Source organism: Micromonospora sp. MH33, assembly GCF_003013775.1.
In the GTDB taxonomy this organism is placed as follows: domain Bacteria; phylum Actinomycetota; class Actinomycetes; order Mycobacteriales; family Micromonosporaceae; genus Micromonospora; species Micromonospora fulviviridis.
In genome coordinates this window covers 1-14,198 of record NZ_MUYZ01000173.1, presented here as the reverse complement: position 1 = coordinate 14,198, position 14,198 = coordinate 1, and the positions used below count along the sequence as shown (strand labels likewise).

The window sequence follows — 14,198 nt, the reverse complement described above, 5'->3', positions numbered from 1 at the left end:
GCCCGGGACGCCGCGGGCGCGGCGGCGCGGAGCAGGGCGGCGGCCGAGGCGGCGGCCCGCCGCAGCGCGACCACCGCCTCGTCCTGCCCGACCAGGTCGGCGAAGACGTCCGTCATCGTTTGGGGCGCTCCATCGTCACCAGCTCCGCGTCGGATAACTCGGGCTGGACCGTGGTGTCGGGGCCCTGAGCCGGGCGCGGGTGCACGATGCCGGCCGGGTCGACGAGGAACTCGTCCACCCGCCGGGCGACCGCCGCGGTGATCTCCTCGACCGGGCGGGACGCGTCGAGCACCAGGTAGCGCTTCGGATCGGCGGCGGCCAGGTCGAGGAAGGCGTAGCGGACCCGCTCGTGGAAGGCGAGCGACTCGGCCTCCAGCCGGTCGGCGCCCTGGTTGCGGGAGTCGACCCGGGACCGGCCGGTGTGCGGGTCGACGTCGAGGAGCACCACGAGGTCGGGCTTGAGCCCACCGGTGGCCCACGAGGAGAGCCAGGAGACCTCCTGCACCGGCAGGGTCCGCCCGGCCCCCTGGTACGCCAGCGACGAGTCGACGTACCGGTCGCTGATCACCACCGCGCCGCGGATCAGCGCCGGCCGGACCACGGTGGCCACGTGGTGCGCCCGGTCGGCGGCGTAGAGCAGCGCCTCGGCGCGCGGCGACGGGGCGTCGTCGCCGGAGGTCTCCAGCACCAGCGAGCGGATCCGCTCGCCGATGCCGGTGGCCCCCGGCTCCCGGGTGACCACGACGTCCCGCCCCTGCCCGCGCAGCCGGTCGGCGAGCGCGGCGAGCTGGGTGGACTTGCCGGCGCCCTCGCCACCCTCGAAGACCACGAAGAGGCCGCTGGAGACGAAGGGCTCCGCCGGCATCAGCGGGCGGCCCCGGATCGAGCCCCAGAGGTCGGCCAGGACCGGCACGCCCTTCTTGTCGTCCATCTGGCCGAAGGCGCTGATCCCGGCGAAGATGCCGGCGGCGCCCGCGGCGAGCAGCAGCAGGCGGGTCGAGGAGACCGAGATGCCCAGGTCGGCGATGGTCAGCTGGCGCGAGCCGCCGACGCCGACCAGAAGGCTGCTCAGCGCGATGGCCAGGATCAGCACCAGCCGGGTGCCGATCTGCACCACGGCGAAGACCCGGCCGCGCACCTCGTCGGCGACCTCGCCGCCGAGCAGCGTGGTGCCGGCCAGGAAGGCCATGCCGGCGCCCGCGCCGACCAGGATGGCGCCGAGCATCGCCATGGACAGGTGGATGGCGAAGGCGAGCACCAGCACCGAGGCGCTGGCCAGCACGATGCTCATGCCGAACCAGCGGCGCCGGGACATGTCCCGGACGATCATCGGCCCGAGCCCGATGCCTAGCGCCAGGCCGACGAAGATCGCGCCGAAGAGCAGCGAGAAGGCGGCGTCACCGGCGCCGAGCGAGTTGGCGAAGAACTTGGCCGTGCCGACCACGATGCCGCCGCCCGCGAAGGCGCCGAAGATGCCCAGCACGAGGCCGCGTACCAGCCGGGTCTGGCCGATGTATTTCCAGCCGTCGGCGAACTGGCGGAACATGCTCTGCTCGACGCGCTCCGTCTCGCCGCGCTGGGCCTCGCTGATCTCCTTGATCCCGAAGGCCACCACCAGTGCGGTGGCCAGCCGGGAGAAGGCGTTGAACCAGAGGGCGAGCTGGGCCGGCTCGGCCCAGTCGGGCAGCTCGCCGCCGGCCGCCCCGCGTACCCCGCGGTCGAGCACGGCCAGGGCGATGGCCGCGGCCACCGGGGTCAGGCCGTACGTGGTGATCAGCGTGAGCTGGTTGGCCGTCTCCAGCCGGGTGCGCGGGATCAGGTTGGGGACCGCGGCCTCCTTGGCCGGGATCCACAGCAGGGTGACCGACTCGATCAGGAACGTGGCGATCAACGCCCAGCCGACCACCAGCCCTCCCGCGGCGCCGGTGAGCGCGTAGAGCGGGATCGAGGCGAAGAGCACGAAGCGCAGCAGGTCGCAGATGACCATCGTCCACCGCCGGTCGAACCGGTCGGCGAAGACGCCCGCCACCGGACCGAGCACCAGCGCCGGGAGCAGCCGGATCGCGGTCACGCCGCCGAAGGCGGCACCCTGGGCGGTGCTGCCGGAGACCTGGGCGGCGGCGAAGAGTGCGGTGGCGAGCAGGCCGAGCCAGTCGCCGAAGGAGGCGACGCCGAGCACGATCCACAGCCGGCGGAACGGCCGGATGCGCAGCACCGACCGGATGGCGGCGGCTCCGGAGCGGTCGGCCTGCCCTGCGGGCGACGACACGCCGGGCGACTCGCCGTTGTTCTGGCTTTCGATGGCCGTACCTCCACGTGCCGGCCCAGAGCTGGGCATCCCCGGTGGAACACTCTAGTCGCGGCGAGATGCGTCCCCCTCCGCGACATTCGCCTGCTCGCCGAGCCTAGGCCGCGGACACCACCGACCGCAGCCCGGACAGACGCGAGGGTATTTCGCATTGGCGTCCAGACAGTTAGCGTGCAAACGTGGCCACCGACCGTGACAAACTTCGCGATCGCCTCGATCGGGCGACCGCCCACCTCGACCCGCCCTACGCAGTGGTCGACCTCTCCGCCTTCGATGCCAACGCCGCCGCCCTGGTCGACCGGGCCGCCGGCAAGCCGGTCCGGATCGCCAGCAAGTCGGTCCGGGTCCGCGACCTGCTGACCCGGGCGCTGGCCCGGCCCGGCTGGCGGGGCGTGATGGCGTTCACCCTCCCCGAGGCGATCTGGCTCGCCCGGAACGGCGTCAGCGACGACGTCCTGGTCGCCTACCCCACCGCCGACCGGAGGGCGCTCGCCGAACTGGCCGCCGACCCGGCGCTCGCCGATGCGGTCACCCTGATGGTCGACGACCCCGGGCAACTCGACCTGGTCGACCAGGTCCGCCCGCCGGGACGCCGGCCGGCGCTGCGGGTCTGCCTCGAACTGGACGCCTCCTGGCGGCCCCTGGGCGGCCGGGTGCACGTGGGCGTGCGGCGCTCCCCGGTGCACAGCGCCGGAGCGGCCGGCACGCTCGCCGCCGCCGTCGCCGGCCGACCGGGCTTCCGGCTGGTCGGCCTGATGTCGTACGAGGCGCAGATCGCCGGGCTCGGCGACGCCCCGCCCGGGCAGGCGGTGCTGGGCACGGCCATCCGGGTCACCCAGCGCGGGTCGTACCGGGAACTGCTGGCCCGCCGGGCGGCCGCGGTCGCCGCGTACGCGAGCACGCCGACCTGGAGTTCGTCAACGGCGGCGGCACCGGCAGCGTGGCCGCCACCAGCGCCGACCCCGCGGTCACCGAGGTCACCGCGGGCTCCGGCCTGTACGGGCCGACACTCTTCGACGCGTACCGTGCCTGGCGGCCGGCCCCGGCGGCGTTCTTCGCCTGCGCGGTGGTCCGCCGCCCGGGGCCCGGGCTGGCCACCGTGCTCGGCGGCGGCTGGATCGCCTCGGGCCCGGCCGCCGACAGCCGGCTCCCCCGGCCGTGGCTGCCGGCCGGGCTGAAGCTGCTGGGCGCGGAGGGCGCGGGCGAGGTGCAGACCCCGCTGGCCGGCGACGTCGCGACCGCCCTGCGGATCGGCGACCGGGTCTGGTTCCGGCACGCGAAGGCCGGCGAGCTGTGCGAGCACGTCAACGAGGTGCATCTCGTCGACGGCGACAGCGTGGTGGCCACCGTGCCGACCTACCGGGGCGAGGGCCACGCGTTCCTCTAGATGGTGACGGCGGGTCCCGGCGCACCTCGGGAACCCGCCGCTCGTCGTCCTGCCCCGGTCGCACCCCGGGCATCGCACCTTGTCATCACCGCCGGCACCAGGGCGGTGACGTCCTGCTACTGCTGGGCGGCCCCGGTCCGGGCGTCGACCTGCCGGTGCAGGTACTCCCGGATGAGCGCCTTTGCCTCGGCCAGCACCCGCTCGTCGCCCTCGGGCTTGCGGCGGAAGGCCAGCTTGATCAGGGCGTCGGCCGCCTCCACCGCGATCTCCAGGTGGTAGCGGAGGTCGGGCACGTCGGACAGACCAAATCGCTCGGCGAGCACCCGGGCCAACTGATCGGCGATCACCCCGTTGTTGTCCCGCTGCTCGTCGAGCAGGTGCAGGTCGACCACGTCGCCGAAGTGCAGGGTACGGAACCCCGGGACCGTGCGGTGCATCGAGATGTACTCGTCGATCGCCGCGTCGACCCCGTCCCACCAGTGGGTCAGGTCGGCGGAGGCGAACCGCTCGTCGAGCCGCTGGAGATAGGCCTCCATCGTGCGCAGCGTCAACGCCTGCACGATCGCCCGCTTGTCCGGAAAGAACTGGTAGACCGATCCGATCGCCACCTCGGCACGCTCGGCGAGCAGGGTCGTGGTCAAGCCCTCGTACCCCACCTCGTCGACGAGCTCGGCGCAGGCGTCCAGCATCCGCTGGACCCGCGCGACACTTCGACCCTGCACCGGTACCCGACGCAGCGGCCCGGTCGTGGCGGCTGGTGTGGACACTCGGCGCCACCCCCCTTCGACGGATGAACATATCTGCACGTCACGACTCTGTGACTACCGGTACAACGAGCCGGGCTCGATTGCGGTATTTACCAGCCACAACGTTCCTGATATGAAGTCAGTTCATATTCACGTCGAGGAGCGTCCCATGGTCGGCACGCCAGCCGCCTGGTCCAACTGGGCCGGCAACCAGCGCAGCACCGCCGCCCTGACGGTGCGCCCCCGCACCGTCGAGGAGGTCGCCGAGGCGGTCCGCCACGCCGCCGACACCGGCCGGACGATCCGGGCGGTGGGCAGCGGACACTCCTTCACCGCGACCGCCGTCGCCGACGGGCACCGGCTCGACCTCGCCGACCTGGACACCGGGGTCACCGTCGACCCCGCTCGCCGCCTGGTCACCGTACCGGCCGGAATGACCCTGCACACCCTCAACGACCTGCTCGCCGGCCACGGCCTGGCGCTGCCCAACCTGGGCGACATCGACGCGCAGACCATCGCCGGGGCACTCTCCACCGGCACCCATGGCACCGGCGCGAAGCTCGGCTGCCTGTCCACCTTCGTCACCGCACTGACCCTGGTCACCGGGACCGGCGAGGTGCTGCGCTGCTCCGCCGACGAGCACCGCGACGTGTTCGCCGCCGCCCGGGTCGGGCTCGGCGCGGTCGGGGTGCTGGTCGAGGTCACGCTGCGTTGCGTCGACGCCTTCGTGCTCCGCGCGCACGAACGGCCGGCCGCGCTCGCCGCGGTGCTCGACGACCTGCCCGGCCTGGTCGAGCAGCACGACCACGCCGAGTTCTACTGGTTCCCGTACACCGACCGGGTGCAGGTCAAGACCAACGACCGGGTACCCGCCGACGGCCGGCCGCTGCCCCGCTGGCGCGGCTGGCTGGACGACGAGTTCCTCTCCAACACCGTCTTCGCCGGGGCCTGCCGGCTGGGCCGCGCCGTGCCGGCGCTCGCCCCCGGGATCAGTGCCATCTCCGCCCGGGCGCTCACCGAACGCACCTACACCGGCCGCTCCGACCAGGTCTTCTGCACCCCCCGCCGGGTCCGCTTCGTGGAGATGGAGTACGCGCTCCCGCGCGCCGCCCTGCCCACCGCGCTGGCGGAGCTGCGGCGGGTCGTGGACCGGCTGCCGTTCAAGGTGCTGTTCCCGGTCGAGGTGCGGTTCACCGCCGCAGACGACATCTGGCTCTCCCACGGGTACGGGCGGGACTCCGCGTACCTGGCCATCCACCAGTACGTCGGGATGCCGTACGAGCCGTACTTCCGGGCGTTCGAGGAGGTCGCCACCGACCTGGACGGCCGCCCCCACTGGGGCAAGCTGCACTGGCGGGACGCGGAGTCGCTCGCCACGGCGTACCCGAGGTTCGCCGACTTCCTGACGGTCCGCGACCGCCTGGACCCCGACCACCGCTTCACCAACCCGTACCTGACCCAGGTGCTGGGCGCCTGACTCCTGAAGATCCTGGAAGGAAGTGGCCCTCACAGGGGCCCCTTCCTTCCACGATCTCGAAGAGCTACTACTCCGGCGAGGTGGTTGCCTTCTTGGGGGCCGCCTTTTTGGCGGGGGTCTTCTTGGCCGTGGTGGTCTTCGCTGTTGTGGTCTTCTTGGCGGCGGTCTTCTTGGCCGCGGTCGTCTTCTTGGCGGGGGCGGCCTTCTTCGCCGCCTTCTTCTTCGGCGCCGGACCCTTCGCCCGCTTCTCGGCGAGCATCTCGGAGGCCACCTCGAGGGTCAGCTCCTCCGGGGTCTGCCCGCGCCGCAGCGACGCGTTGGTCTCCCCGTCCGTGACGTACGGGCCGAACCGCCCGTCCTTGATCACCAGCGGCTTCTCGGTGGCCGGGTCGTTGCCCATCTCCCGCAGCGGCGGCGCGGCGGCCCGGCGCTGGCGCGCCTTCGGGGCGGCCAGCAGGGCGAGCGCCTCGTCCAGCGTGACCGTGAACATCTTGTCTTCCGAGTCCAGCGAGCGGAACTCGTCACCGCGCTTGACGTACGGGCCGTAGCGGCCGTTGTTGGCGACGACCTCGTTGCCCTCGGCGTCGGTGCCGATCACCCGGGGCAGGCTGAGCAGCTGCAGCGCCTGATCGAAGGTGAGGCTGTCCGGCGACTGCGAGCGCAGCAGCGAGGACTTCCGCTCGCCGCTGGCCACGTACGGGCCGAACCGGCCGGACTTGAGCAGGATCGGCTCGCCGGTGGCCGGGTCGTCGCCGAGCTTGCGCTCGCCCCCGCCACCGAGGAACAGCTCGTGCACCTTCTCCGGGGTCAGCTCGTCGGGGGCCAGCCCCTCGGGGATCGGCGCCCGGTCGCCCTGGCCGCCGCCCTCCTCGCCCTCCGCGGCGGGCGCGGGCTGCTCGCCCGGCAGCGCCCGCTGGAGGTACGGCCCGTAGCGGCCGACCCGGACGACGACCTCGCGCCCGTCCTCTTCGGTGAACAGCGGGATCGAGTTGACGCTGCGCGCGTCGATGTCGCTGAGGTTCTCGGTGACCAGCTTCTTCAGCCCGCCCGCGTGGGCGATGGCCTGGTCGCCGGTGCCGTTGGCGCTGCCGAAGTAGAAGGAGGTGAGGAAGTCGACCGCCGCGTGCTCACCGCCGGCGATCTCGTCCAGCTCGTTCTCCATGCTGGCCGTGAAGTCGTAGTCGATGAGGCGCGGGTAGTGCCGCTCCAGCAACCCGATCACCGCGAACGCCAGGAACGACGGGATCATCGCCTGGCCGCGCTTGGAGACGTACCCACGGTCCTGGATGGTCTGCATGATCGACGCGTACGTCGACGGGCGGCCGATGCCCAGCTCCTCCAGGGCCTTGACCAGCGACGCCTCCGTGTAGCGGGCGGGCGGCTGGGTGTGGTGGCCCTGGGCGGCCAGCTCGTCGGCGGTCAGCGGCTGGTCCTTGGTGAGGGTGGGCAGCCGCCGCTCGGCGTCCTCGGCCTCGGCGTTCTCGTCGTCGCTCGACTCGACGTAGGCGCGGAGGAAGCCGGGGTCGGTGATGGTCTTGCCGGTCGCGCCGAAGTCGGCCTCCTCGCCGGCGGAGGAGAGTGCCCGGATGCGCACCGAGACGCTGGAGCCGACCGCGTCGGTCATCTGCGAGGCGATGGTGCGCCGCCAGATCAGCTCGTAGAGCTTGAACTCCTCGGCGGACAGCTCCTTGGCCACCTCGCCCGGCGTGCGGAAGTTGTCCCCCGCCGGGCGGATCGCCTCGTGCGCCTCCTGCGCGTTCTTCACCTTGCCGGTGTAGCGGCGGGGCTCCGGCGGCACGCTGCGCTCGCCGTACAGCTCGGCGATCTGCCGGCGGGCCGCCGCGATGGCGGTCTCCGACAGGTTCACCGAGTCGGTACGCATGTAGGTGATGTAGCCGTTCTCGTAGAGCCGCTGCGCGGTGCGCATCGTCTGCTGCGACGAGAGCCGCAGCTTCCGGGCCGCCTCCTGCTGGAGTGTGGAGGTGATGAACGGCGCGTACGGGCGGCGGCGGTAGGGCTTCTCCTCGACCCGGGTGACCGTGAACGGCCGCCCTTCGAGGCGCGCGGCCAGCCCCCGGGCGCCGCTCTCGTCGAGGTGCACCACCCCGGCACCGGGCTTGACCCGGCCCGTGGTCGGCTCGAAGTCCTTGCCGGTGGCGATCCGGTCGCCGCCCAGCGCGATGAGGGTGGCGTTGAAGGTGCGCGGTCCCTCGCCGGGGTTGGCCACCGCGAGGGTGGCCAGGATGTCCCAGTACTCGGCGGTGCGGAAGGCCATCCGCTGCCGCTCCCGCTCGACCACGATCCGGGTCGCCACGGACTGCACCCGGCCGGCGGAGAGGCCGCTGCGGACCTTGCGCCAGAGCACCGGGGAGACCTCGTAGCCGTAGAGGCGGTCGAGGATGCGCCGGGCCTCCTGGGCGTCGACCAGGTCCCGGTCGATCTCCCGCGGGTTGGCCACCGCGGCCTGGATGGCGGGCTTGGTGATCTCGTGGAACACCATCCGCTTGACCGGCACCTTGGGCTTGAGCGTCTCCACCAGGTGCCAGGCGATCGCCTCGCCCTCGCGGTCCTCGTCGGTGGCGAGGAAGATCTCGTCCACCTCCTTGGCCAGCGACTTCAGCTTGGTGATCTGCTTCTTCCGGTCGGCGGAGACCACGTAGAGCGCGGCGAAGCCGTTGTCCACGTCGACGCCGAGCCGGGCCCAGGGCTTGTCCTCGTAGGCGGCCGGGACCTCGGCGGCGTTGCGGGGCAGGTCCCGGACGTGGCCGAAGCTGGCCTCCACGACGTACCCCGGGCCGAGATAGCCCGAGATCGTCTTGGCCTTCGCCGGTGACTCGACGATGACCAGACGGGTGGTTCCAGCGTTGCTCGGCACGTCTCTCCCCGACCTCACTCCTACGCAATGCCCGCTTCGGGCCCTGTTGCACCCTGCCGGACCACCGGCGGTCCGGATGTCCAACGTAACGCGCCGTCCGCGTTCCGGGTTTCGTGGGCGGCAAATGATCAGGTTTCGTCGACCATCGGCCGCCGCCCTGCCGGACGGCGCCACCGTACACCGTGGGTAGGCGCCGAGCGGGTCACTGTGACGATCACGCACCCATGGCGGAGGAGACACCGGTCGTTTTCCTGGGCAAACCGCCGCACGGTGTGTCCGGGATCGGCCAGCCGGCGGGGTTGCGCCGGAAGGTCAGCCGTGCGTACCCGGCCACTCGGCCGTCGGCACGGTCCTGGGCCGGTCCCCGACCAGCTCCGCGAGCCGGGCCACCCGGCGCCGGCCGGTGATCCGGTACGCCGGCCCGCCCTCCTCCGCCTCCACGAACGCGGCCGGCAGCCCCACCGCGGCGAGGGCGGCGCGCACCGGCGGCCAGCACTCCTCGTCGGCCGGGCCGAGCCGGAGCCGGAACCCGGCCGGGTCGGCCGCCCCTGCGGCGGCGAGCCAGAGCCGCAGCCGCCGCCCGTTGAGGTGGAACCCCGCCGGGGGCCGCTTCACCGCCCCCCGCAGCCAGGCCAGGGCGAGCGGGGCCAGCGTGGTGGCGTACGCCGTGCGTACCAGGTGCCGGCCGTCCTCCGTCGGCTCCCAGCTCGCCGGGATCCCCCGGGCGCCCAACTCGGCCACCAGCACGTGCACCCGCCAGGCGGCGTCCACGACCACGGCGACCCGGGCCGTCCCGCCCATCCGCACCACCTCCCCGGGCCCGGCGAGCAGGCCGGCGAGGTCGGACAGCGACGGGTCGGCCGCCTCGGTGGAGAACAGCGAGGGCTGGCGGGCCGGGTTCTGGGAGGGAGGGGTCAGCGACACTCCGGGACCTCGTCGAAGGCCTCTTTGAGCTCGGGTGAGTTGAGTTTGCTGGTGTCCAGCGCGCTCGCGTCGTACTCCTTGTTGAGCGTGTCCACGGCGGCCCGCACCCCGTCGTAGAAGGGACCGGCCTGGGCGGTGTCCAGCCGGTCGATGGTGTCCCGGGCCCGCCCGTACGCGTCCCGCACCTTGCTGAGCGAGGCGCGGAACCCGGCGGAGATCTCGTCGCCGTGGTCGGTCTCCGGCACGCCCGCCTCCTCGACCTTGCGCCGGGCGGTCTCGCTGGCCTGCTCGGCCCCGGCGAAGAGCCGGACCAGGTTCTCCTTGGCCTGCGCCGGGGTGGTCTGCGCGGTCATCTGCTGCTGGGTGCTGCTGGTCAGCTTGTTGATCTCGGCGCGCCACGGGCTGAGCGCCTGGCAGACCGACGCGGCCCAGGCCTGCGGGCTGGGGCCGCCGCAGCCGGCGACCACGAGGACCAGCGTGGCCAGGACCACCGTGAGCTTTCCGGCGGTTGCCGCCCGGCGCGTACGCATGCGAAGCAGCGTACGACCTCCCGGTGGAAGTGCCACCGGTCAGGTTTCGTGCACGGGACCGCCGGACAGCACGGTTCCCGGCCGGCCGGGGCCGACCGGGAACCGTCGCGTCGTCCGGGTCAGGCGTTGACCGTCTCCGGGCGCTGGTCCGGGGTGCCGGCGCCGCTGTCGGAGTCCGCCATCGCCACGCCCTTGCGCTTGCTGAACACCACCGCCGCCACGATGATCAGCGCGGCCACCACGGCGATCGCGATCCGCAGCGGGGTGTTCCGGTCGTCGCCCACGCTCCAGGCCACCACGGCCGGCGCGATCAGCAGCGAGACCAGGTTCATCACCTTGATCAGCGGGTTGATCGCCGGGCCGGCGGTGTCCTTGAACGGGTCGCCGACGGTGTCACCGATGACGGTCGCGGCGTGCGACTCGGAGCCCTTGCCGCCGTACGCGCCGTCCTCCACCAGCTTCTTGGCGTTGTCCCAGGCACCACCGGAGTTGGCCAGGAAGACCGCCATCAGGGTGCCCGCGCCGATCGCACCGGCCAGGTACGAGGCCAGCGCGCCGGGGCCGAGGCCGAAGCCGACCGCGATCGGGGCCAGGATGGCCAGCAGGCCGGGGGTCATCAGCTCGCGCTGCGCGTCCCGGGTGCAGATGTCCACGACCTTGCCGTACTCGGGGCGCTGGGTGCGGTCCATGATGCCCGGCAGCTCGCGGAACTGCCGGCGGACCTCCATCACCACGGCGCCGGCCGAGCGGGACACCGCGTTGATGGCCAGGCCGGAGAAGAGGAAGACCACCGCCGCGCCGATGATGAGGCCGACCAGGTTGCGCGGGTTGGCCACGTTCAGCGAGTTGAGGATCTCGGCGCCGACGTCGCCCACGCCCGCGTCCTCGTACGAGGAGCGCAGCGTGTCGGTGTACGAGCCGAACAGCGCGGTCGCGGCCAGCACCGCGGTGGCGATCGCGATGCCCTTGGTGATCGCCTTGGTGGTGTTGCCGACGGCGTCCAGCTCGGTCAGCGTCCGCGCGCCGTGCTCGTCGATGTCGCCGGACATCTCCGCCACGCCCTGGGCGTTGTCGGAGATCGGGCCGAAGGTGTCCATCGCGACAATGACGCCGACGGTGGTGAGCAGGCCGGTGCCGGCCAGCGCCACCGCGAACAGCGACAGCGTGATGGAGCTGCCGCCGAGCAGGAAGGCGCCGAAGACGCCAGCGCCGATCAGCAGCGCCGAGTAGACCGCCGACTCCAGGCCGACGCTGATGCCGGCGAGGATGACGGTGGCCGCGCCGGTCTGCGAGCTCTTGCCGATGTCCTGCACCGGGCGCCGGTTGGTCTCGGTGAAGTAGCCGGTGAGCGCCTGGATCGCGGCGGCCAGCACGATGCCGATGACCACCGCGCCGATGGCCACCAGGCGCGGGTTGCGGTCGACGTCGGTCAGCCCGCCCTCCAGCTCGCCGAAGGTCGCCGGCAGGTAGGCGAACGCCGCGATCGCCACCAGCACCGCGGAGATCACCGCGGAGAGGTAGAAGGCCCGGTTGATCGCGGTCAGGCCGTTGCGGTCGCTGGTGCGCAGCCGGGTGATGAAGACGCCGACGATCGCGACCAGCACGCCGATGGTGGAGATGATCAGCGGGAAGACCAGGCCGTCCTCGCCGAACGCGGCGCGGCCCAGGATCAGCGCGGCGACCAGGGTGACCGCGTACGACTCGAAGAGGTCGGCGGCCATGCCGGCGCAGTCGCCGACGTTGTCGCCCACGTTGTCGGCGATGGTGGCGGCGTTGCGCGGGTCGTCCTCCGGGATGCCCTGCTCCACCTTGCCGACCAGGTCGGCGCCGACGTCGGCGGCCTTGGTGAAGATGCCGCCGCCGACCCGCATGAACATGGCGAGCAGCGCGGCGCCGAAGCCGAAGCCCTCCAGCACGGTCGGGGCGTCACCCCTGAACAGGATGACGACCAGCGCCGCGCCGAAGAGGCCGAGACCGACGGTGAGGAAGCCGACCACGCCACCGGTCCGGAAGGCGATCTTCATGGCGCCCTCGCGCCCGCCTTCCCGTTCCCGGGCGGCCGCGGCGACCCGCAGGTTGGCGCGGGTGGCCAGCCACATGCCGGCGCCCCCGATGAACGCGCTGAACAGCGCGCCCACCACGAAGAAGGCCGACCGGCCGATCTTCACGAGGGTCTCGTTGCCGTCGGTGTCGTGCACCGGCAGCAGGAAGAGCAGCACGACGGCGATCACCACGAAGATCGCCAGGGTGCGGAACTGCCGCAGCAGGTACGCGGACGCGCCCTCCTGCACCGCCCCGGAGATCTCCTGCATGTTCGTGGTTCCCGTACCGGCCGCCAGGACCGCCCTGGTGAGGGCGGCCGCGAAGACGAGCGCCACCAGCGCGATGACCGCGGCGATGACGACGTACGTCACGTTGGCTCCGGTAAGGGACAGTGCGCCGCCGTCGGCGGCCAAGGTCCCGGACATCTATGTCCTCCTGTACCGAACAACTCGCGCCGGCCGGTGGAGACGCACGGGCCGACGCCTGGATGCGGACTCGCAAGCGCGCGCCGACCCACCCCGGCGGACCAGCGATGAACACCCATTCCCGCTGGCTGCGGGACGGATCACTTGCTGACAACCCGCGTACTGTAGCCCTCCGACGTGTTGAGGGTCACAGGGAGGGGGCACCCAGTCTTGATGATCTTCATAACTGTGCTATGCGAAGAAATCTGATATAAGGCGCGGGCAACACGACGAGGCCGCGCTCCCCGAGGGGAACGCGGCCTGCGGCGGGACGGGAAGTCAGGCGCGGCCGACCGGCCACACCATCCGGACCTCGGTGCCGACACCCTCGTCGACCGGGCGGACCTGGAGGTCCTCGACGAAGCCCGCGAGCAGGGCGAAGCCCACCCCGGTGGTCAGCGCGTCCTCGCTGAGCGACTCCTTGGCCAGCTCGTCCGGGGGCAGCGCGGCGAGACCGATGCTCGCCTCGATCGGGGCACGGTCCACCACCCGCACCGTGTACGCCCCGCTGTCGGACATCTCCACGTACACCAGGTCGGGCACCCCGTACTGCCGGTGCAGCGCGACCGCCCGGGTGCACGCCTCACCGATGGCCAGGCGCACCTCGTCGAGCAGGTCCTCGCGCACCCCGGCCCGGCGCGCCACAGCGACACCGACCAGGCGTGCGGTGCGGACGTGCACCGGTGCCGGCGAGAAGGAGAGCTTGACGGTCGCCATCACGCGCCGGCGCCGGTCGGGTCGGCGTTGATCGCCGCGTCGACCGTGGGATGCAACGGGAAGACCTGGTCCAGGGCGGTGATCCGGAAGATCTTGAGCAGCGGCTCCTTGTCGCAGACCAGCGCGAAGGAACCGCCGGCCGAGCGGAGCCGCTTGAGCGCGCCGACCAGCACGCCGAGGCCGGTCGAGTCCAGGAAGTCCACCCGGCCCAGGTCCACCACCACCCGGTGGGCACCGCCGTCGATCAGCTCCAGGAGCCGTTCCCGCAGGCGCGGCGCGGTGTAGACGTCCACCTCACCGCCGACCTCGAGCACCGTGTGCTCCCCCACGGTGCGGGTCGCCAGCGACAGCTCCATCGGCCCCTCCTCGGTAAGCTCTCCTGGGCATCTAACCATCCCGCCGAATGACCCCTTCCAGGTCACCGGCGAAGGCTTCCCCATACCCCCCGCCCCCCGTTTCCAATTCCGAACACCAGTGCGAGAGTGCAGGACGTGTCTACCGACAGCTTCAGCTCGGCGCGTCTACCGCCGCGCCACGACCTGAAGCAGTCGACCGACAGCTTCAGCTCGGCGCGTCTGCCGCCGCGCGACGACCTGAAGCAGTCGACGGACCTGGCAGGCGGCGGCCCCGGCCGCGCGCCGGGCGAGCTGCTCCGCCGGCTGCGCCTGCGGCACGCCGCCGACCCGGTCACCCACGTCGAGCGGGTGCCGGCCCGGGCCGGCGAGCC

At 72.5% G+C, this 14,198-nt stretch carries 10 protein-coding genes and 1 pseudogene; 3 read left to right on the top strand and 8 right to left on the bottom strand.

The window, feature by feature from the left end; all coding sequences use genetic code 11:
- Positions 1-112: 112 nt before the first annotated feature.
- A complete protein-coding gene (gene tmk / locus B0E53_RS23235; RefSeq protein ID WP_281492898.1) occupies positions 113-2,269 on the bottom strand; it encodes a dTMP kinase in 2,157 nt (718 codons plus the stop codon).
- A gap of 218 nt (positions 2,270-2,487) precedes the next feature.
- On the opposite strand from tmk, the pseudogene B0E53_RS23230 reads away from it, so the two are divergent.
- Positions 2,488-3,695 (top strand): annotated as a pseudogene (locus tag B0E53_RS23230) (amino acid deaminase/aldolase).
- Between the two features lie 116 nt (positions 3,696-3,811).
- Here the strand turns inward: B0E53_RS23230 and B0E53_RS23225 are convergent.
- The gene (locus tag B0E53_RS23225; RefSeq protein ID WP_107077999.1) at positions 3,812-4,384 is read right to left on the bottom strand and encodes a TetR family transcriptional regulator; all 573 of its coding nucleotides are present in this window, start codon (positions 4,382-4,384) and stop codon (positions 3,812-3,814) included.
- Between the two features lie 226 nt (positions 4,385-4,610).
- Between B0E53_RS23225 and B0E53_RS23220 the strand changes: the two genes are divergently transcribed.
- Entirely contained in the window at positions 4,611-5,918 is a 1,308-nt protein-coding gene (locus B0E53_RS23220; RefSeq protein WP_107077998.1) for a D-arabinono-1,4-lactone oxidase, read from the top strand.
- Between the two features lie 67 nt (positions 5,919-5,985).
- Here B0E53_RS23220 and topA read toward each other — a convergent pair whose 3' ends face one another.
- The 6 genes from topA to B0E53_RS23190 all read right to left on the bottom strand — a co-directional run bounded on the left by topA (position 5,986) and on the right by B0E53_RS23190 (position 13,827).
- A complete protein-coding gene (topA, locus tag B0E53_RS23215; protein ID WP_107077997.1) occupies positions 5,986-8,793 on the bottom strand; it encodes a type I DNA topoisomerase in 2,808 nt (935 codons plus the stop codon).
- A gap of 312 nt (positions 8,794-9,105) precedes the next feature.
- Positions 9,106-9,717, bottom strand: coding sequence for a hypothetical protein (locus tag B0E53_RS23210; RefSeq protein ID WP_107077996.1), 612 nt, complete (start codon positions 9,715-9,717; stop codon positions 9,106-9,108).
- Positions 9,708-10,247, bottom strand: coding sequence for a hypothetical protein (locus B0E53_RS23205; protein ID WP_107077995.1), 540 nt, complete (start codon positions 10,245-10,247; stop codon positions 9,708-9,710). The genes B0E53_RS23210 and B0E53_RS23205 overlap by 10 nt, the downstream gene beginning before the upstream one ends.
- Before the next feature lie 119 nt (positions 10,248-10,366).
- Positions 10,367-12,715, bottom strand: a complete 2,349-nt coding sequence (locus B0E53_RS23200; protein WP_107077994.1) for a sodium-translocating pyrophosphatase — start codon at positions 12,713-12,715, stop codon at positions 10,367-10,369.
- 318 nt (positions 12,716-13,033) lie between these two features.
- Positions 13,034-13,474, bottom strand: a complete 441-nt coding sequence (locus B0E53_RS23195; protein ID WP_107077993.1) for an ATP-binding protein — start codon at positions 13,472-13,474, stop codon at positions 13,034-13,036.
- On the bottom strand, positions 13,471-13,827 hold the full coding sequence (locus B0E53_RS23190; RefSeq protein WP_107077992.1) for an STAS domain-containing protein: 357 nt from the start codon (positions 13,825-13,827) through the stop codon (positions 13,471-13,473). Before B0E53_RS23190 ends, B0E53_RS23195 begins: the two co-directional genes overlap by 4 nt.
- A 135-nt stretch (positions 13,828-13,962) precedes the next feature.
- On the opposite strand from B0E53_RS23190, the gene B0E53_RS23185 reads away from it, so the two are divergent.
- The coding region (locus B0E53_RS23185) for a hypothetical protein (RefSeq protein ID WP_146167739.1) at positions 13,963-14,198 on the top strand (236 nt) is incomplete at its 3' end.

Bases quoted from the DNA above. Each gene is read 5' to 3' on its own strand.
- B0E53_RS23225 (WP_107077999.1), bottom strand. From the start codon at position 4,384: ATGCTGGACGCCTGCGCCGAGCTCGTCGACGAGGTGGGGTACGAGGGC.
- B0E53_RS23220 (WP_107077998.1), top strand. From the start codon at position 4,611: ATGGTCGGCACGCCAGCCGCCTGGTCCAACTGGGCCGGCAACCAGCGC.
- B0E53_RS23205 (WP_107077995.1), bottom strand. From the start codon at position 10,247: ATGCGTACGCGCCGGGCGGCAACCGCCGGAAAGCTCACGGTGGTCCTG.
- B0E53_RS23200 (WP_107077994.1), bottom strand. From the start codon at position 12,715: ATGTCCGGGACCTTGGCCGCCGACGGCGGCGCACTGTCCCTTACCGGA.
- B0E53_RS23190 (WP_107077992.1), bottom strand. From the start codon at position 13,827: ATGGAGCTGTCGCTGGCGACCCGCACCGTGGGGGAGCACACGGTGCTC.